Genomic DNA, 20,955 nt, shown 5'->3' with positions numbered 1-20,955 from the left:
AAAAAATTATTACTACTTATTAAGGATAATTAACAACCTTTGATAGATACAAAGATTTTTGAATCGATTCTAAAAAAGATTTTAAATCTTACATAAATATTAAGATTAAATGACTGTGAAATCAAGACTCAACTCAACTAAACGAAATCTTATAGTCTATGATCTGTTATACTCCCCCCTACAATCCGTCTTGGTTTTTACAAAATGGTGTAATGATGACTATATACACCGCTTTGTGGGGAAGCCGTTACTGGGAAAGTACTAATCAAAACCCAGAACCGTCTTATCACGAAAAAATCTTTATAGGTGGGCAAGGTGTGCCAATTTTTGGCTTGGTTGCCATTCCTGAAAATGCTCATAGCACAATTATTGGTACTTATGGCATTACTGGAGAGTTAAAGACGGAATGGTCTTTGAGGGTGCTAGGACGTAAAGCCTACGCTCAAGGGTACGCTGTAGTGTTATTTGATTGGCGTGCCCACGGTAAAACCGCCGACTTGTCGCCAACTCTGACTTCTGATGGATTGTATGAGGGGGAAGATTATGTTCGCATTGCCGCTGCTGCTAAGGCAATGGGATGTCCGGGAAAATTCTGGTTTACAGGATTTTCTTTAGGAGGGCAATTGGCGCTATGGGCGCTGAAAGTCTCTGGTGAAGTGATTAGAGAGCATGGAGATTTAGGGCTAGAAGATAGCGATATTGGTGGTGGTATGGTGATTTGTCCCAGTTTAGATTCTGAGCGATCGCTATCTTATCTGGTAACAAAACCCTTTGGCAGATATTTGGAAGCAGGGATTGCCCAAAATTTAAAAAAACTAGCGTGGCGAATCCATGATGCCCACCCTGGAAGCCTTAATCCAGAAGCGATTGAACGGGCGAACAGCATTTGGGGTTTTGATAATGAATTGGTAATTAAGCAACTAGGTTTTCCTTCTGTGGAAGCATATTACCAAGCTAGTAGTGCTTTACAAGTATTGCCACAAATCTCGAAACCGACTTTGATTCTATATGCTGCTGATGACCCACTTTTTGACCCAGCCATTATACCGGAATTGCAAGATGCCTGCGATCGCAATCCGGCAATAGATTTGTTCCTCACTCAATACGGCGGTCATGTTGGGTATTTAAGCAGTAAAGAGTGCCAGCGTCAGGTACAAGATTCCGATCCTTGGTGGGCATGGAATCGGGTTTTAGAATGGTTGGAGCAACAAAGAAAATAATAGGCGAGAAAATATTCTAGTTGCTAGGATACTCGACGAATGGAGTCGTATTGCTTAAAAGCCCAAAATAGAGAGGATGGCATTGACCCAGAAGCTACCACAATATTATTGGTAAACCAGCAATAACAGAAGCAATACCTGTCCAGAGAGTAAAGCGCTCAATATCTAACTCATCCAAAGCAACGCTCATTTGCCTAATTGCTAGTAGCAGCGCCGCTAGTAGCAGTATAAAGAAGGCAAAGTACTCCAAATTAATAATCATTCATCCTCACTATGTTCTACAAAAAAGTAGTTGTAATAGGTTTTTAACAAGCTTTGGCAAGGTTTTTTTGTTCCAGATTTAACACTTTCGGAGAAAAACTATTTACTACTGAAGAGATATCTACTTCAGAACACTTGCAGACATTGGTCGTAGTTCCTTTGAGTAATGCTGTAATAGCTAATGTTGTAGCCAAAATAAAATTTGCGATTCTCTGTCAAGAGTTTTAAAGTATTCTCTCTCAGGGGATTTAACGTGGAGTTGAGGAGTATACATCTAGAGTAATAAATTATAATATTTAGCCAGCAAAAGCAATTGCGGCTACCTGTATTCATGTTTACAACTAGACTTAATATCTAACAACACCTATGACAGATTCTAGGAAAAACACGCGCAGTTGTATATAGTAATGCTAAAGCCTCAAACCAGATCCACCCATAATAATCGTCGTAATTAAACAAACTATTAAAGTACAACTTTGACTTTTTGACTCAATGACCGCTTCTAATGATATTTGGCTACCTGCACCGACGGATTTAACTTTGCTACCGGATGAGATTCATGTCTGGCACATAGACCTTGAGCAACCGGAAACACAACTGCAAAATTTAGCAGCAACTCTTTCCAGTGACGAAACGGCTCGTGCTGAACGGTTCTATTTTCAGGAACATCGACAGCGTTTCATTGCTGGTCGTGGTATTTTGCGAACTATATTAGGTCGCTATTTGGATATCAAGCCATCACAAGTAAAGTTTAATTATCAACAGCGTGGCAAACCAGTATTAGCAGATGCATTTGCTGATAGTGGACTGGCGTTTAACTTATCTCATTCCCAAGGTTTGGGTTTGTGTGCGGTGAATTGCACTCGTCAAATTGGTGTAGACCTAGAATATATTCGCCCGATGTCTGATTTAGAAGCTCTTGCCAAACGGTTCTTTTTACCGAGAGAATATGAGATGTTGCGATCGCTATCTCCCAACCAACAGCAGGAGGTATTTTTCCGTTACTGGACTTGTAAGGAAGCTTATTTAAAGGCAACTGGAGACGGACTATCCCAGTTAGAGCAAGTTGAAGTATCCCTGACTCTCACAGAACCAGCCAAGTTACAGATAACTGAAGACTGGAGTCTTTTTGAACTAGTACCTGCTAACAATTATGTTGCTGCTGTTGCAGTGGCGGATTTTGGCTGGGACTTAAAATGCTGGCAATATTAATGTTGATTAAGCTCATTTCCTGGGTAAAACAAGAGAGATTTTGTGGACAAATGACAAATGACAAATGACAACCAGCTTACTTATCTTCCTGCATATTTCGTACAATTTTTGTTACCAGCTTTCTGGGTACAAATCTGACACTTTTTGCAAGTAATTTATTCATAAAGCCAGGAATCGCAATGGTTTTGCCCTTCATTAAGGCGTGAAAACCAATTTCGGCTACTGTTTGTGCATCCATCATCCTCTTACCCTTGAGCAACTTAGAGTCAGCCATTCCCGTTCTTTCATGAAAGCCAGATGCAGTTGAGCCTGGGCAAAGAACTGTCACAGTGACACCTGTACCTTCTAATTCATTAGCGATCGCTTCTGAAAAAGATAAGATATAGGCTTTAGTCGCAAAATAAACCGCCATCAAAGGCCCAGGTTGAAAGGCAGCAGCCGAAGCGACGTTTAATATTTTGCCATTACCTTGCTTTACCATGCCCTTTACGAATAGCTTGGTTAAATGGGTGAGACACACCAAATTTACCTGTAGCATTTCCAATTCAGTAGCTAGGTCTGTTTCGTGAAATAATCCATAGATACCAAATCCAGCATTATTTACCAGCACGTCAACATTAATATCGGCTTTTTGCAACTCTGTGAAAATTTCTTCAGGAGCTGTTGATATTGATAGATCCTTAACAATAGTTTTGACAAAATTTCCAAATTTTTCTTGGAATTTAGCTGCAATTTCTACAAGCTTTAACCCATTTCTGTCTACTAAGACCAGATTGTAATCATGAGCAGCAAAAAGACATGCTAATTCGTATCCAATTCCACCAGCTGCCCCTGTAATAAGAGCAGTTTTTTTACTCCGACCTTGATGTGTTGTGTTCATATAGGAATATTGGTGAATTCAACTTGATGAAGCTGCGTTGCATTTACAGTGGTTCTCGTTCTACAATTAAGTGCGCGTAATACCTGAACCAACGATAAACGTCTTAAGTTATTACCCTTTCAAATGCTTGTGTGATGCGTTAGATAGATGTAGCAATCCAAACGCAAATTTAGGATTTATGCATCGAAGAAGTTGAGCATTTAAGAAGTTCGGTTATTTCAAACTCCTAGCGCTGATTTTTGTAAGTAATCAAAAGCTAGCAGGTAAAATCAAACTTTTGTGCCCGACACTAACCATTCTATCCTCGATTACTTCTGTCAAGAGGTAGATACTAAAAATTTACCTTATTGAGCATAAAAAAACAGGGCAATTATCTTGCCTCTGTTGGTGTATCAGTTGTTGCTGGCATTTGAAATATTAGCTATTCAGTAGTACTGGGTTTGAAAAAATTGACTAAACAAAATTATTTTGTAGGGTGTGTTACGGCTTCTGTAACGCACCAAGAGTATCTAAAATAGCGAATTACGTTCCTAAGCTTAGAGATCCTCCTAAATCCCCCTAAAAAAGGGGGACTTTGACTCCAGTTACCCTCTTTTTAAGGGGGGTTATGGGGGATCTCTAAATGCCTAAAATCACAGCAAAACACTTTTTAAACATCCTACACAAGCTATGAATGCCTAAGCGATATTTAAGAAACCAGTTTGAATCAAATAAGCAGTATAGGTCATAAACAATTGAGAGTCAATCGGAGGGCAAGCAATAGAACTGCCTGCCAATGCATGAAGAGTATCTTGACAGCTAATATGGGGTCTTCTAGCTTGTAAGTACAAATCAGGAATAGTCAGTTGTTCATCAGACCAACGTTCTAGTAAAAAGGGTCGCAAGGTGTACAAAGGATTATCCACAGAAGTCACATTATTAATTAACTCTGATTGCCATTTCTCATAGGGAATCATCTCAACAGAATAACCAAATGAGCGTATCCACTCAACTAGCATTTTCAAAGCAGCAGGTTGGGGATGTTGTAAATTGAAAGCTTTGCCTATGGATTCTTTTTGCTGTGATAGATAAACAATCGCTTTACTTACATAGTCCACAGGAGACATATCCAACATATAATCTACATCAGGGAAATATCCCATTTGTAGACAGCCCTTGGTCATCAGATTGATAAAGTCATGTGTGTTACAAATACCTGTTTTGCTATCACCTGAAATCAGTGGAGGTCTATGGATAGTTACAGGAAGTCCGCGGTCACGAGCAATTTTGACTAACTTTTCAGCTACCCATTTAGTTTGGGAGTAACCAAGATAAATACCTTCCCAATGATTGAATTCATCCTGTTCTTTGACAACCTTGCCAGCATAAGCAGTAGATTCAAAAACAGCCACACTAGAAACGTAATGTACAGGCTTGACTTGAATTTGACAAGCCAATCTCAAAACTTCCTGCGTTCCTAAAACATTGGCTGCCTTCAGTGCTGAGTAAGGAAAAACATAATTCAACAAAGCTCCACTATGATAAATAGTATCAATATTGGTAGCTAAAATTTGAAACTGTTCAGAGCCAACACCTAATAAGGGCTGAGATAAATCGCCGACAATCGGAATAATTCTGGAGTTAAATTCTTCCTGCCAAATTGCATATTGTTGCAGATTATTTTGCAGTTTGCTTTTGCCTTCTTCGGCATTAGCAGCACGTACTAAGCAATAGATATCCGCATTAGTTTTCTGAAGCAATTCCCGGATGATAAAGGCTCCTAAAAAGCCTGTTCCTCCAGTTAAAAAGATATTCTTGGGTTCACCCACAAGTACGTTAGATGCAGCACCAGGATGAATGGTAGGGTCAAGAACAGCCTCGGCACTTAAATCTAAAACAGAGGGTGCAGTGTTGGCATTAGAGGATGTCACCCTTGTATCTTGAACTGGTGAACCTTCTTGCACTTCTTCAGCTAAACGCTGTGAAAGAGCTTCAATATTTGGGTAATGCCACAGAAGCAATGGAGATGGTTGAAATCCTAGCAACTTTTCTAAGTTACTTACTAGAATCATTGCTTGGGCTGAATCCAACCCATAGTTTTCTAAATGTTCTTTGACATCTATTTCATCAGTTGGTACTTCTAGCAACTTAGCTAGGTTAGATACCAAAAATACTTGAATATCGTCTGCTGTGAAAGACTGTTTTATAGTCATTTTTAAATCTCCAACAATGATGTAGAACGAACAGGGTGATACTGACTGTAATAATCGGAAGTTTGCAGTCCTTGAATTTTCAAATTTTGGACACGATACAAAAAGGCTGCACCAGTCATAATTTGATTAGCAACATCAACTACACCACGATTATTTGGTTCAGACAGGTAGGAACCGCGTACCCAGTCATTGAAACCGCCCATTGCCGGGCCACACCAAATTTGATAATCTACTTCTCTACCTTTTTCACCAGAACTAGACCAACGAGAAGATAATCCTAGATACCATCGGAAAATCAACGCCATTTTCAGTTTAGGATTATTAACTGCTTTCCCAAGTTTCTCAGGATTCTTTTGGGACAAATAAGCCGCAGTTCCTTCCCATACTTCAGCAATAGTTTTGCGAAAAACTTGTTTTTCTAATTTCTCTCTTTCTGCCAAAGGAATCTCTTCAATGGAATCATAAGCGCGGTAGAGTTCAAATAACTTCTGCGCTCGCATCGGGAACATTGTACCCCGTTTGAGAACTTGTAATTTGACTCCCATTTCAAACATATCTGCTGCTGGGGCCATAATCATATCAGCCATTTCTGCTTGGGATAATAACTTTTTGGTATGTTCACAAGCCCCAGATTCAACGCATGATTGATTAATGGAACCGGTCATTACATAAGCAGCACCCATCATAAAAGCTGCTAATGCTGATTGAGGTGTACCAATTCCCCCTGCTACACCGATTCTAATGGGTGTTTGGTAATGATATTGCGCTTGAATTTCATCCCGCAAGGCAATAAGAGAAGGCAGCAAACAAACCAAGGGACGGTTATCTGTATGACCCCCAGAATCAGCCTCGACGGTAATATCATCAGCCATTGGAACTTTGGCTGCAAGGGTTGCTTGTAACTCGGTAATTAACCCTTGCTCAAGAAGTTCTTTGAGTATTCTGGCTGGTGCTGGTTGCAGAAATTTAGTCGCAACTTCTCGGCGAGAAATTTTGGCAATGACTTTATTTTTGATTTCAATTTGATTGGCGTTATTTAACCCCAATCCAGCAACACGATAATAAACAATGTTGGGGGTCAAGTCGAGAAATGCAGATGCTTCTACTGTTCTCACTTGATATTTGAGGTATAAATCTACAGACCGGCGTTCAATCGCAGGTTCATTAGGACTGTGGATTAAATTAAAGGCATAAGGCCCTTGAGGTAAAGCTTGTTGAATGCGATTTATGGCTGCTTCCAAACGTTCTGGAGTTAAACCACCTGCACCAAAAGAACTTAAAATTTGCTCTTTTCCTAGTGCAATGACCATTTCTTCGGAAGCAATTCCACCAGCCATTGCGCCAGTAACATAAGCATATTTTACTCCATGAGAGGAGATAAAATTGGGATCTCCAAATTGTTGAATGTGGATTGGGGCTGCAAATGTTAAGAGTTCTACTTGTGCTGTTGTGCCATTATCACCAGGGGATAAATACCCCTCATTAGTGACACCGATTTTTCCGGCAACTTTCACGATGTAGCAGGGTTTATTTAACACCATCAATTTATCTTTGATGGTTTGTTTCTCAAAAGATACTGTTTCTAAAGAACCTTTCCAAACCTGGTTTTTGTTATAAGACCAAGCAGAGAAATTAAGGCCATTATCGTGTTTACTTAGTACCGTATCTACGGTTGTCACGGCAGTTATCCCTCGGATTACAAGCAATGGATGATAAAGTTGAAGGAGTCTATATTTTCATACCAATTCTCTATGAAGATGCACGTAATAATTTTTAAACGAACTGCACTCGCGCAGCGTCTCGTTAGAGAAAGACGCGAAGGGCGCCAAGGAAGAGATAAGTTAAGAATTAGGCGGTGCAAGTTGAGAGAGAATTGGTATGAGATATTAAGATTCTTCGTTAAGCAAGTTTTGGGCGCAAGCTAGTTGTAATTGAATGATTTCGCTCATTTGTTGACTGTAATCTTGTCTAGCTTGTAAGAAGGCAGTGTGCGCTTTAGTTATCTTTGAATTATTAGCATTAAGTTTTTGATACTGTGTCTTATTTAAATCGAACATGCTGATGATGCTACTAATTTTTTGAGTGATGACAGGTGGCGAAGAAAGAAGAACTTGCTGTCTAATTGCGCTTGACTCAGAAGATTGTAATTGTTCTTTCGTTTCAAAAACGTTATCAATGATATTTTTCGGTTTTACTTCTTCTGGCTGAGGCAATATGTTAGAGGAGTAATTTTCTTCTTGGGTGATTTGGTTGGAAGTATTAAGAGAATCTGTGATTTCAGATTGTTGGACATCAGGTATATTTAAATGCTGTTTTTTGAAGCGATCGCTCCTAAGATCCGCAGCGAAATCTTCCACAAGTTTACGATTTTCGTCGCTCAAAATTGTAGCAGCGATCGCTTTTCCACCCAAGGTAACTGTTCTTAATGTTGCTTTCTTTGAATTAACAGTTTCTTGGGCTTTGCTGTACAACGGTGATAAATCCACATTCACCTGATGACTGAGTAGTTTTGCTAATGCTTTAACCATTGAAGCATGGTCATCCATCCCTCTACGATTTAGAGAGACTGTGATATGTTCTTTGTCGCCGAGGATTTTATTAATCCATCGTGAACAGACACTACCTGCACCTGCTTCTAAAAATATTCGGACTCCATCACCGTAGACACGGTTAACTAATTGCGGAAAATCTAGTTCTTGGCACAATCCTTTGGCAATGTTGTGAGCAATGGCATCACTTTCAAGTGCAACTGGTTGATAATCTGCGGCAGAATAAAATACAATACCGGGAAGAGTTTGCGATGGTAACGTGTTTACCTTCTTGATTTCCTCGAATTGCGATCGCATCGCTTCACAATGTATCACATGGTCGAAGGGGGCGGGGAAAGCGTTGCAACCTAAAGTTTGAATCACTCGCTTACAGGCTGCATCATCACCAGCAATTAATACTTCTTCCGGTGTGTTGATTTGAGTTAAGTAGACGCGATTCTCATGCTTGAGGCATTCTCTAATTTGGGATGGAGTAGCCATGAGAACATAGGTATTCCAAAAATTGTTGTTTGGTGAATCTGTTAATCCCCAATATTCACGCACAGCATTTTTCGGACCAGATAACTTATCACCAAATAGAGGTGATGAGTTTAAGGTGTTACTTCCACCCTCAAAATTACTCCAAACTCCCTGGGCAACCATCATGCTAGTTTCACCCAAGCTATACCCAAAAACGCATTGCGGCTTGACTTGAAAATCATCTCGAAAAATTGCCGTCATGTATCTAGCAAAGGCGATTTCACTTTCAAACATTGCCAGTGAATCATCTAACAATTGCTTTTCAAGAGTTTCTAGTTGCCTAGTTGTCAATTTAGCTAAACTTCTGGGATAAACCAACTTTTCAACATCGGCAGCCCGGTTGTAGAGGTTGTTGCTTTTTAAGTCCTCGAATACTTTCGGGAATAAACGGAATACACTGCGACCAATGCCAATATAAGAATTGACTGCTGCGGGGTAAACGTAAGCAACTGCTCCGGTTTTACCCAATGGTTTCGCTGTGAAATAACTACCTAGTGGTGTTTGCCAATCTGTCCCTTTCTCAAAAGCATTATTTATACCTTTGCGGGCAGATTCAATTTCTTTGAGTAAATCTTTTGTGTTACGTCCTGCGATTGATAAGACGTATTTTGGATTAGAATGCTGTTGAAAAGTAGCGAATGTCTCGCTGGCGGTAGCTGATAAAGAAGAACTAGCTTCTATGGTATTTTGGAGATTGTTGAGAAGATCGGGGATAGTGGAGCGATCGCTAACTGCGATTGGAAACAAATGAAAAGGCATTTGTTGCAAATATCTGTTGTCGCGCTCCTCTTGGCTGGGTTCTTCCGATAAGATTAAATGGGCGTAACTCCCATCTATACCCATGCTATTAATTGCTGCTATTCTGCGTGTACCGCCTTTATCGACAAACCAAGGTCTTGATTCCATTGCCACATAGAAAGGGCTACCTGACCATACTTGCGGTGTTTTGACACCAGACCATTTGGGTGTCGCAGGAATATACCTGTAATAAAGACAGAGAGCAGTTTTGATTAAGCTAGCAATTCCTGATGCTGTATAGGTGTGGCCGATATTGGCTTTGACGCTGCCCAATGCACAGTGCAGACCATTGCCCACTTTCGGATAAGCTTGCAGTAAACCTGTGATTTCCGCTTCATCCTCCTGGGGAATGCCACTACCGAACACTTCCACATAATTAATATCTGTGGGTTGAATATCTGCAATTTGGAAAGCTTGTTTGCAGACATTACTGATAGCTGAGGCATCAGGTTTTACCAGAGCGTTACTCACAGTAGAATTACCTTGTGCGAAACTCATGGCATCAATTACTGCATAGATGCGTTCATTGTCTTCCTTAGCAGCTTCGTAGCGCTTCAGGACTACAGCACCCGCACCTTCGCCAACCATCCAGCCATTGGCTTGTTGGTCAAAACTCAATGTATTGACACCCGTATTAATTGCTGCAAATTGGTTGCGGAACAAGACATTTTCCACACCACCAGCTAAATCCACTGCACCCACAACGACTGCATCAACTTCTCCCGTAGCGAGTAGCATTTGCGCCACTTCCAACGCTTTCAGGGCAGAATTTTCGCCAGCGCTGATGGTGAATGCCGGGCCAGTGAAATTCCACAAAGCAGAAATCCGACTCGCCATGATGTTGGCGATGTGACTCACATATTCGCCGATTTCTACTGGTTGGTGAATGCTATCTTTAACAATAGTTTCCAGTTGGGAAAGGTGTTCCGCAGGTAAAGATATGTCTTGGGCGAGTAAGCCATCCTTAACCTGCCAAGATAAATTCCATCTTTGTTGTAGCTGATGCACAGAGAATTCTGTCTCAGCAGCGACAATAACTGCTACATTGCCACCCTCCTGTAGTTTCGCATCTTTCACGGCGCGATCGCTAACCTTGAGGAGTAACAATTGTTGTGGGTTTAACTTTTCGATTTCATTTGGTGGGATTTTGCACGATAAAGTATCGATTTCAAAATCTTTGATATATGCCCCAACTGGTGATTTCCCGTCTGTTAAACCGTACTCTTTCAGGACATTTTCTTGATTTTCTATCCCATGCCATCTTTGAGGCGGTAGAGAAGTAAAATGCTGTGTACCATCGTAAATACTGCGTTCAAAAGCATCTAAACCATTACAGTTACCAAAAAAGGCATCCATGCCGACAATGGCGACTTTCACAGGTGGAAGAGGTGCTGTTAATTCAACTGGTTGTGTAGTAGTTCCTTGTTCTAAAATCAGATGAGAATTAGTGCCGCCAAAACCAAAAGCGCTAATAGCAGCCCGTTTAATTGGTGCGTTATTATTAGGCCATGCTGTAGCTGTTCTAACAATTTTATCGGCGGAAATTGTACTTTTTTCTGATGTTAAAGGGTCAGAAACATTTATGGTTGGTGGAATTACACCATGAGACATACTCAAAATCACCTTAGTCAAGCCAACCATACCCGCAGCAGTTAGTAAGTGACCTGTATTCGCCTTAGCAGAACCTACCAAAGGCACAGCTTGATTTTGACCAAAGAATGTTTCTATAGAGTTGAATTCGGTTGTATCTCCTAGTAATGTGCCAGTGGCATGACACTCTAGATAATCGATGGTTTTGGGACTAAAGTTTGCCTCATTATAGGCTCGTTCAAAAGCTAAGACTTGTCCTTTAGGATTAGGGCTAAGTAAGTGTTTACCTTTGCCATCATTGGAGAGTCCATTACCGCAGATAGTAGCGAGAATATTATCACCATCTCTGACGGCATCAGAATATCTCTTCAGCATCACCATTCCAACACCATCGGCAGGAATTAACCCTCTAGAAGATTTATCTAAGGGGCGACTGATGCCGTTTTCTGCATACCCTTGAACCCCGGAAAATAACATCCGCACGAATAGCGAATCTGCACAACTGATGGCTCCAGCTAACATCACATCAGCTTTGTGTGACCATAAGTAATGAGATGCTAGTTTAATCGCATAAAATGATGACGAACAAGCAGCATCTAGACATAAATTAATCTGGGACAATGAGAAGGCTTGAGCAATGATAGATGCTGGTAAACCAGATATCATCGCATTGTATAAAGAGGCTTTAGTTACACCTGGGACAGCTAAATCAAAGTCTTCATACTGCAAAAGTTCTCTGACAGCAGGAGTAATAGCTTGCTGGTAAATTGGAGAGAATAGTTGATTAGATAATTTTGTCGGGAATGACAAATTACCTAAAATTACGCCGCATTTTGCCAGGACATTTTGATTATCCCAATAACCACTTTGTACAATTGCTTGTTTGGCGGCATACAATGACCATTTGAAGGTGTTATCTAAACCAGCAACAAATTCTGATGGTAGATTGTATTCAGAAGGATTAAACTGGAAGTTGCGGATGTATCCGCCTTTGAGGGAATAAGTTTTGTCTGGTGTACCTTTAACTGGATTGTGAAAGATTGTCGGATCTACTGCGATTTCTTCGACTGTTGCAGAGGATGTCGAATCTTTTTGAGCAATAATATTTTGCCAGAATTCTTCAGGATTTTTAGCATCGGGGAATAGGCATGATAATCCGATGATCGCTATTTTTTCCACGATTTATATGCTCCGAGTTTGGGTATTTAGCAAGAGATAATTAAAAGGCAGGATTTACGCTGTTCCCCAAACTTTGAAGTGGCAAGATATAGCAATCCTATTTGAGTTGTGAAAATTAGTTTTTTTAACGAACCGCAAAGGGCGCAAAGGACGCTAAGAAGAGAAAGAATTTCACAGAGATTTTAGGAATGCTATAGGTGTTAAGTGTTAAAGGAAGGTTATTAGCTTCGGAGTAGTTTCATTGACCAAATGATGGCGTGGGCGCCGAGCATTCTTGAGTATATTTTTCCTTGGCGGTCGTGTATGATAAAGTTTGCGATCGCACTACTTGGTGTCTTAGCTATTACTTCACAAGAAACGTAAAAAGTTTCGTTATGTGGGATCATTTTAAACTGTTCAAATTTTTCTACTTTTCCAGGTAAACAACCTTCTTCATGAAAGTGTTGTGTCCAAATCCATAAGGCGTGCATACTCAAGTCAGTTGTATAAGGATTTACCCATTGGACAGGGAATTGTCCTTGTTGCTGGGCGCTGAGTTCTGGCCAAAGACATTCTGTTGTAATTTTTTCAGGACTGATGTTTAAAACTCTTTTAACTTCTTGAAAACCGGGGCCGTGAAATAATGTAGCCCCACCATTTTGGTAAAAATCTTTTCCGGTAGTGGTGATGATATTATCTTGTTCGAGATTGAGAGATTCATAGATGGGTGCATCTGGGATTTCACGCTGAAGATTAAGTTGAGCGCTAAAATGAAAATGGGTTTTTCCTTCTGGATTTTTACTCGATATTTTTGCTTTAAGTTCGATTCTTTCAAGATTAACTTTGGAAATTTCTTCTATTTCTAAAATATGTTCCTTAGCTAATGTCTCATTGAAAGTAATTCCCTTTAAAACTTTGAAATCTTGGTAATAAAACAACCGATAACCTGGATATAATTGTTCACAAGCATTGATAATCCAGGTCATTGCACAAGTTGCGGGTAAAACCGGAGAACCAGCAATAGTATGATCGTGTAAAAATGGATTAGCCTCCAATGTCATTTGGCGACGAATTTGATAAGTTCGTAGTTCTGAATCTAACTCCGCCGCCATTGGAACGAGTGGGCTACCAATAACAACTTGTGCAGTTGCATGATTGGTATTATCCATTTCTTTAACGAGCATTTGTGCCCCAACTGCAATCGGAATTATTTCAATTTTTCGCTCTTGAAAAATCTTCTTTAATTCTGCTGTCACCATCCCACTATCCCAAGCACCCCAGTTGATAGCGACTACATGACATGAAGGATAGCTTTGCTTAAATATATGGGCTGATTTGTTCAGAATTTCATTAGCGATCGCATAATCAGATTGTCCAGGATTTCCGTAAAAGCCTGTTACTGAAGAAAACAAAACTAAATGCTGAAGTTGATTAGGGTTAACACAAGCCAGGAGGTTTTCTAATCCCTGAACTTTGGCAGTGTAAACTTTTTCAAAATCATCTTCTGTTTTCTTTTCAATTAACTTATCGGCTAAATTTCCAGCGCCGTGGATGATTCCGGTAATTGGGCCGAGATGTTGTACAGCAGCCGCAAGTTTTTCTTGTAAAGCCTGCGTATCTGTAACATCGACGCTGATATATTCTGCTTTAGCTCCGGTTTTTTCAATTGCGGCTAGAGTCTTTTTAATTTCGCGGCTGGAGGTAATTTTGTTATATATTTTTTGCACATTCATGGGTGTGGGCTTCTCTCCTTGAGAAAGAAGATTTTCCATGATGCATTTTTTCAATGCGGATTCATCAGAGTTTTGAGCAAAATCTGGCTCGGTTTCTAATAGTTCAGAGCGACCGAGGAGGATGAATTTGCAGGGTTGCTGCTGTGCTAATCTGATAGTACACTCAGCCGTAATCCCTTTTGCACCGCCGCTCACGACAAAGACAGATGATGGAGATGTTTGTATCATAAATCCTCGTAAATACCTGCATAAATTGGGTTTTTTGTTATACGAACCGCGAAGACGCGAAGAACGCGAAGGAAGATAAATAGGTAATTTTGTAGTAGGAAGGGAGTAAGAAGAATGCACCATAGCAGCCCTAAAAGATTTGTGAGATTCTCTGTTTATTTCCTTTCTTCGCGCCCTTCGCGCCTTCGCGGTTCGTTAAAAACAGTAACTTTCACAACTCAAATAAGACTGCTATATCAAAGAACTAATTAATCAGCGATAATCGTGACTCGTCCTTGTGCGCTATATCCAACTTCACTGATATAAAGATTGGGGTCGTGAAGCTCGGCTATGATGTTTTGTACTGACTGTTTAGCATCAAGTCTGGGACTTAGGTCGATCGCACGGGTGAAAACTTTTGGCCATTCCCATCTGAGAGTTTTGCTTAATCCAAATAAACCAGCGCCGATCGCACCGAAGTTGACTTTGTATTCTAACCCAAAGGCTCCATCGAGGTGAGCTACTGTGCAGAAACAACTACGTCCATGCTTTGCAACTTCGTTTAGAGAAGGTTTAAGGTGTTTCGCCATCAAAAATACGTGCTTGACGATCGCCTTTTCTTGTTCGTTATAGGAAATACTTCCGGTGTGATTTCCTACATACATCGGATGCAGATGGATAAAGGCCCCAATCGCTCCGCAGTGAGATGCGATCGCTTGTAATTGTTGTTGAAGATGTTCTTCACTCAAGTTTGCTAAGGTGACGCGGGTTACTCCTGTGGGTAAGGGCGCTTGTTGGGCGATCAGCGATTGGGGGAAGCTGATAACTACTACTTTCCAGCCTTTCTCGATTAGGGATTCGGTTAATTTATAAGTGGTGAGGGAACCATCATCGGTGATTAAACCGATGTGTCCCTCTGGTAATGTGAAATCCAAATAATCGGGCTGTGGTAGGCTTCTGAGTTTGACGGGATGGCGCTGGATATTATGCTCTAATTCCGGTGGCTGCTGTTGGACAAACTCAGGTTCAGACTTTTTTTTTTCACCTCCAGCCAACTGCTGTAGGTAATCGACTATTTGACCGATGGTGCGGAGTTCTCCGAGTTCTTCGATATTGGGCTTAGGTAAGTTGGGGTACATTTCTTGCATCGCCCCTAAGATTTCTACCCGTTTAATTGAGTCAATCCCTAAGTCGGCTTCCATGTCCATTTCCAGTTCCAGCATCTCGACTGGATAGCCAGTTTTATCACTGGTGATGGCTAACAGAGTTTCACCTAAGTTGGCAAATTCATCACTTGTAGCGGGTTCTGGTTCTGGGGTGAATGCGACAACTAGGCTTGGTTCAGGTGAAGTGACTACCTCAACTACGCTTGTCTCAGGTGAAGTGACTACCTCAACTACGGGTGCAGTCTCTACTGGAATCTCGGTTGCTTGTTGTACTTCGTGAATTGCAATTTCTACAGTAATACTTTTGGAAGCATGGGATTGCAGATACTCTACAACTTGACCGATGGTGCGTTTTTCTGAGAGTTCTTCTAAATTGGGCTTGGGTAGGTTGGGGTACATTTCCTGTAGCGCCCCTAAGATTTCTACCCGTTTGATGGAGTCAATCCCTAAATCAGCCTCCATATCCATATCCATTTCCAGCATCTCGACTGGGTAGCCGGTCTTGTCGCTGGTGATGGCTAAGAGATTTTTATCCAAGTCAACAATGTCGATGGTTGCGCCAGATACAGGTGCAGCAGTTGTGGGTGCTGGTTCTGGGGTGAATGCAACAACTTCGTTGACTGGAGGTGAGCTAATTTTAACTACAACCTCGGCTTGGGGTTCTACTACTGGGACAGGTGGCGCGACTACAGGTTCTACTGTCTCGACAGTGGCGAAGTGGGGAGTGGGTAGAGACGCGATTGATCGCGTCTGTATTGGGGATACAGGAGTTTCAACTACAGGCTCTACAGCAGCCGCGAGAGGTTCTTGGGTAACATTTTTAGCTACAGGCTCGGCTACAGGTAAAGGTTGACTTTCTACTATCTTGGTCGGTGCATCAGCAACAGTTGTTTCTGCTGTGAACGGATAGCGTACCCCATTGCTTATCTCTGTTAGTTGGGTTACTCCCTCACCAGAGATGATTTGAGAATACTCTTGCTGTATGAGTTGGAAAAAGTTTTTAGTATATTCCAACTGCTCTTGGAGATATTGCTCATGGATGCGTAGGGTTTCACCTTGTTGGGAATGAAACTGCATCATGCTACGCTCTAAGCTTTCCATGACAACAAGCTTCATCTTGGCAGTTTCGGCTGTTGATTTACTTTCGCTCAACAAGGAATTCTGCTGCTGCATCAGTTGGAAAAACGCTTTGGCGTATTCCATTTGATGGTTGAGATAAGTACCGTGAACTTGTAGATTCTCAGATTGATTTTCCTGAAACTGTGTCAGAAGGTATTCTAAACTTGCTAAAAGTTGTTGGTAATTTGTAAGTTTTTCTGGCGTTGGTTGCATCTTAGATTCCTGGGCTGGTTGTGAAAGGGTCACAGGATTCATTTGTTGCTCTGGTTGGGTGATGATATTAGAACTCACACCGTTCATTACTGGGGTGGATTTTTTATGTCCGTTAGTCTCGATCGCAGCGAGAGTTGGCGTCACACCTGGGCTGCTAAACAAAGGAGCCGCATCAGGATATTCAGGAGTGGGTAATGTGACTTTATGCCCATCCTGCAAAGCTAGAGCGAAGGCATTTTTCGTTTTTTCGGATCTGTAGTTTATCCCGTTTAAACGGACATTTAATGTCTTCTTCGTCTCAATTGGGGGGATAGTTTGGGGAAGTTGGTAAGGATCTAAGTTATTCAAAGCCAGACCAATTACCCGCAACTGCACAACTGCTTCTCGCAAGGAGCGATCGCTATTCTTTTGAGTGCTGGGGTTCAAAGATACAGTGATATGAGGACGATCGCCAAGGATATCTTTTACCAAGTTGGTGAGAATTTTCCTCGGCCCAAATTCCACAAAGCAAGTACCACCATCTGCATAGATATTTTCAATTTCCTGTTTAAACAGCACTGAGTTGGAGAGGTGCGTTTCCAGGATTTTTTGAATATTTAGGGGTTCCTTGGGATACTGCTTACTGGTGACGTTGCTGTAAACAGGGATTTTGGGACTTTGGAATTTGACCGACTTAGTAGCGATCGCAAAGGATTTTTGAGCAAAGGCGATTAGCGGTGTATGGAAAGCTGCTGAAACAGGTAGCAATACAGCTGTATATCCTTTCTCGTGTAAAGCCTCTCTGACTCTCACTATTTCTCCGGTAGGGCCAGCCAAGACAAATTGAGTTGGAGAATTTTGATTAGCGATCGCAACTTGCGGAAAATGTCTCAGCACTGCTTCCACTTTGCTGATATCTTCTTTGACAGCCAGCATACTTCCCGCATCATGATCTGGGTCTTCGGGTGCAGCCATTGCTTGACCCCTAGCTTTCACTAAGAACAAGTAATCTTCCGTACTCAAAACCCCCGCAGCCCAAAGCGCTGTCAGTTCACCAAAGCTATGTCCCGCCACAAAATCTGACTTGAACCCAGCTTGTTGCAGTATGCTGTACATCCCTGCACTCAACACCCCGATGGCTGGTTGAGCGTATTCTGTGCGTTGTAAGGCAGCTATTTGGACATTTTTTTCTACCTCTGTAAACACAGGATGAGGAAAAACTATCTCTGACAACGGCTGCAAATTATCTTTGAGCAACAGGCTATCCATATAACCATGAAGACGACGCATCAAAGGGAAATTCATCACCAGTTCCCGGCCCATCTCCAAGTATTGCGAACCTTGACCAGAAAATAGAGAGACAACTTTTCCACCCAACTCCATACCAGAAGCACGGTAATAAATCCCTTGGGGATGCTCCCAAGATGCTGCTGTTCCTTTGTGTTTCAGCCAGTCAATGCTAGTTTGTAGCAACTTGCAAGCTTCTTCGATATTCTCAGCTACAAATCCAAATCTGGCAGCAGAGAGGGGAATCTGTTGTGATTTGCACTCATTGACTAATTGTGCATAGTGCGTTTTGGCTTCAGGCGATTGCAACTTAGCTAAAATCTCTTCAGATTTGCTCAACAATTGGTCTACTGTGGGAGCAAACAACAGCACTTCACTAGCACCACTATGTAAGCGGTAGGCGTGGTTTTGGTCGGCTTCATATTCTTCCAAAACAACGTGATAGTTAGTGCCGCCAAACCCGAAAGAACTTACACCTGCACGTCTTGGCGCTTCCCCTTCTGGACGAATCCAAGGTCTGGTTTCGGTATTCAGATAGAATGACGAATTTTTAATATTAAGTTTGGGGTTCGGCTCGGTAATATTAATGGTGGGCGGTAATACTTTGTGATGTAGCGCCAAAGCAGTTTTAATCAAACTCGCCGCACCCGCAGCCGCTTTTGTGTGTCCGATTTGTGATTTCACACTACCCAAAGCGATGTGCTGCTTTTTGTGATCATGCACATCAAAGAAGTCTTTTAAAGAACCGAATTCTGTCGGATCTCCAGCCATTGTACCGGTGCCGTGTGCTTCCATCAAACCAACAGTAGCGGGAGAGAAGCCGGCATCTTCATAAGCGCGTTCTAAGGCTTTAACTTGACCTTCTTTGCGGGGAGCATAAATACTCTTGTAACGCCCATCGCTGGAAGTACCAATACCTTTAATTACGGCATAGATTTTATCGTCATCACGTTCGGCATCTTCTAACCGTTTGAGGACAATCATCCCAATACCTTCACCCAGCATCATCCCATCAGATTTAGCATCGAAAGGTTTGACATTTTCACTAGGAGAAACAGCCGGTGTTTTGCTGAAGGATATGAAAGCCATGATGGTGTTATCAGTATCAACACCACCAGTTAGCATCATGTCAGAACGATGCTCAACTAGTTCGCTAATTGCCATTTTTAAAGCACCGAAGGAACTAGCGCAAGCGGCATCAACTACGCAATTCATTCCGCCAAAATTTAGGCGATTGGCAATTCTACCCGCGACTACGTTAGCTAACATTCCAGGGAAAGCGTTCTCATCCCACTTCACATAAGCGCTTTTGATTTTCTCCACAATTTTTTGCGTATCTTCATCGGATAAACCACTGCTTTTAAGTGCCTTTTCCCAAATCGGATATTCCAACCTAGCTGAAAGTGGCATTCCTAATTGCTTGGCCATCGCCACACCTAAGATTACCCCAACCATTTCGCGATTAAACTCACGTTTTTCGCCATAACCTGCATCTTCCATCGCTTCTTTCGCAACCACTAAACTTAATAGTTGCGATACATCTGTAACTTCCAAAATGCTAGGTGGTATACCGAATTCCATCGGGTTAAAATCTACCTCTGGAATAAATCCACCTCTTTTACAGTAGGTTTTATCTTCGGTAGTTCTCGGATTTGGATCGTAATAATCTTCGACATTCCAATGAGTCGAAGGAATATCAGTAATACAGTCAATTTTGTTTACTATATTTTGCCAGTATTCCCGCAAATTTCTGGCTTGAGGCAATAGAGAAGCCATCCCAACAATGGCGATAGGATTGTGTTGTAATTGTCTGTTAATTTTGTTGATTGACATTGATTTATCTGATTTGTCTGATTTCATGTTTTTTTCCTCTATAGACTTCATTACAGCCTTTTCACAATTATTGATAAGGCTCTCTAACTCCGCTAAGGCAGTATCAATTGAATAAGCAGACATAGGGCATAGTTAGTACTGTGGATTGTGTAGCTACAGTAATTTCTGTTGCCTACTAAATAATGAAAATCTCTCATCTTGTAAAGCAGCTAGCTATCCTATCTGTGCTAAATGCTTTTCTCCAAATCGACACCACACGACACATACTGCCCTGACAAAGCCTTAGATTTATAGGCGATTTTGGCACACTGCGATCGCTAAAAAATGTTAGACAACGCTAGACTCTTGATATTGTGGCAATAGGTGAACCAATTTTGGATTTTAGATTTGCGTTAGTGAGTAATCAGGCGTAGTTACGAGCATCTTTTAGATTTGTTTTACCCACAATAAGTGGAGGATAAACCAAAAAAATCAAAATCCAAAATTGGCACGGTCGATGACGTTGTTAAAACTAGTAAAATAGTCTTGGAGTGTAATAGCTGCTTGACCAGTGAATTCAATCCATTTGTAATAGTAGAGATTTTGAGCAATGGTATCCTACTGGAGCGAAGAAAACTGAGGAGTAGCTAGGGAAACAGAAACGTTTTTTCATCCGAACCCGTTTGATTATCTAGCCTAAACACAGCGACATATCTGGTGTTAATAACAATGTTCTGTGTCTCAATTAATGTCATAGCTAGTTTCAACGTCCGGGATAATATATTTTATGGGATTTGACCCAGTAAAGTTGACAAGTTCGTTACAGAAAAGACACCACCTTTAATCCGAGTTTATGCAAATTGAAAAATTAATTAAACGATCGCTAGGTAATGACAACGCAGTTATCTTTAGTTATTTTTAATTTAAAAATATCAATTAAATAACTAGTTTCTATAACCACTTTAAAGCATTGAATTAATAAAAACACTAACATACTTTACAAAAACTAAATCATTCCTTTAAAGTTATTTTATAAATAACCATATACTCTTACTGATAT

General features: G+C 41.1%; 9 protein-coding genes and 1 pseudogene. 2 read left to right on the top strand and 8 right to left on the bottom strand.

From position 1 onward, the window contains the following. Positions 1-158 precede the first annotated feature (158 nt). Entirely contained in the window at positions 159-1,220 is a 1,062-nt protein-coding gene (locus NLP_RS04450; RefSeq protein WP_104905329.1) for a YheT family hydrolase, read from the top strand. A gap of 94 nt (positions 1,221-1,314) precedes the next feature. Here the strand turns inward: NLP_RS04450 and NLP_RS34025 are convergent, their stop codons facing one another. Then, on the bottom strand, positions 1,315-1,482 hold the full coding sequence (locus NLP_RS34025) for a hypothetical protein (protein ID WP_199784761.1): 168 nt from the start codon (positions 1,480-1,482) through the stop codon (positions 1,315-1,317). 491 nt (positions 1,483-1,973) lie between these two features. Here NLP_RS34025 and hetI point away from each other — a divergent pair, with 491 nt between their 5' ends. After that, complete coding sequence (hetI, locus tag NLP_RS04445) at positions 1,974-2,693, top strand: 4'-phosphopantetheinyl transferase HetI (RefSeq protein WP_104905328.1); 720 nt, start codon at positions 1,974-1,976, stop codon at positions 2,691-2,693. A gap of 76 nt (positions 2,694-2,769) precedes the next feature. Here hetI and NLP_RS04440 read toward each other — a convergent pair whose 3' ends face one another. The 7 genes and pseudogenes from NLP_RS04440 to NLP_RS34610 form a co-directional block, all read right to left on the bottom strand. Beyond that, positions 2,770-3,573: an SDR family NAD(P)-dependent oxidoreductase gene (locus tag NLP_RS04440; protein ID WP_104905327.1), complete on the bottom strand. Its 804-nt coding sequence runs from the start codon at positions 3,571-3,573 to the stop codon at positions 2,770-2,772. A 677-nt stretch (positions 3,574-4,250) separates the two neighbouring features. Continuing rightward, complete coding sequence (locus NLP_RS04435) at positions 4,251-5,765, bottom strand: thioester reductase domain-containing protein (protein WP_104905326.1); 1,515 nt, start codon at positions 5,763-5,765, stop codon at positions 4,251-4,253. 2 nt (positions 5,766-5,767) lie between these two features. Then, the gene (locus tag NLP_RS04430) at positions 5,768-7,444 is read right to left on the bottom strand and encodes a PfaD family polyunsaturated fatty acid/polyketide biosynthesis protein (protein ID WP_104905325.1); all 1,677 of its coding nucleotides are present in this window, start codon (positions 7,442-7,444) and stop codon (positions 5,768-5,770) included. Positions 7,445-7,651: 207 nt separating this feature from the next. Next, positions 7,652-12,400, bottom strand: a complete 4,749-nt coding sequence (locus tag NLP_RS04425) for a PfaB family protein (RefSeq protein ID WP_104905324.1) — start codon at positions 12,398-12,400, stop codon at positions 7,652-7,654. Positions 12,401-12,621: 221 nt separating this feature from the next. After that, a complete protein-coding gene (locus NLP_RS04420; protein ID WP_104905323.1) occupies positions 12,622-14,340 on the bottom strand; it encodes an SDR family NAD(P)-dependent oxidoreductase in 1,719 nt (572 codons plus the stop codon). Positions 14,341-14,588: 248 nt separating this feature from the next. Beyond that, the gene (locus NLP_RS04415) at positions 14,589-20,039 is read right to left on the bottom strand and encodes a type I polyketide synthase (protein ID WP_104905322.1); all 5,451 of its coding nucleotides are present in this window, start codon (positions 20,037-20,039) and stop codon (positions 14,589-14,591) included. 348 nt (positions 20,040-20,387) lie between these two features. Beyond that, positions 20,388-20,650, bottom strand: a pseudogene (locus NLP_RS34610) (hypothetical protein). Positions 20,651-20,955: the final 305 nt, after the last annotated feature.

The organism is Nostoc sp. 'Lobaria pulmonaria (5183) cyanobiont' (assembly GCF_002949795.1).
Taxonomy (GTDB): Bacteria; Cyanobacteriota; Cyanobacteriia; order Cyanobacteriales; family Nostocaceae; genus Nostoc.
This window is presented reverse-complemented; position numbering and strand designations above follow the sequence as displayed.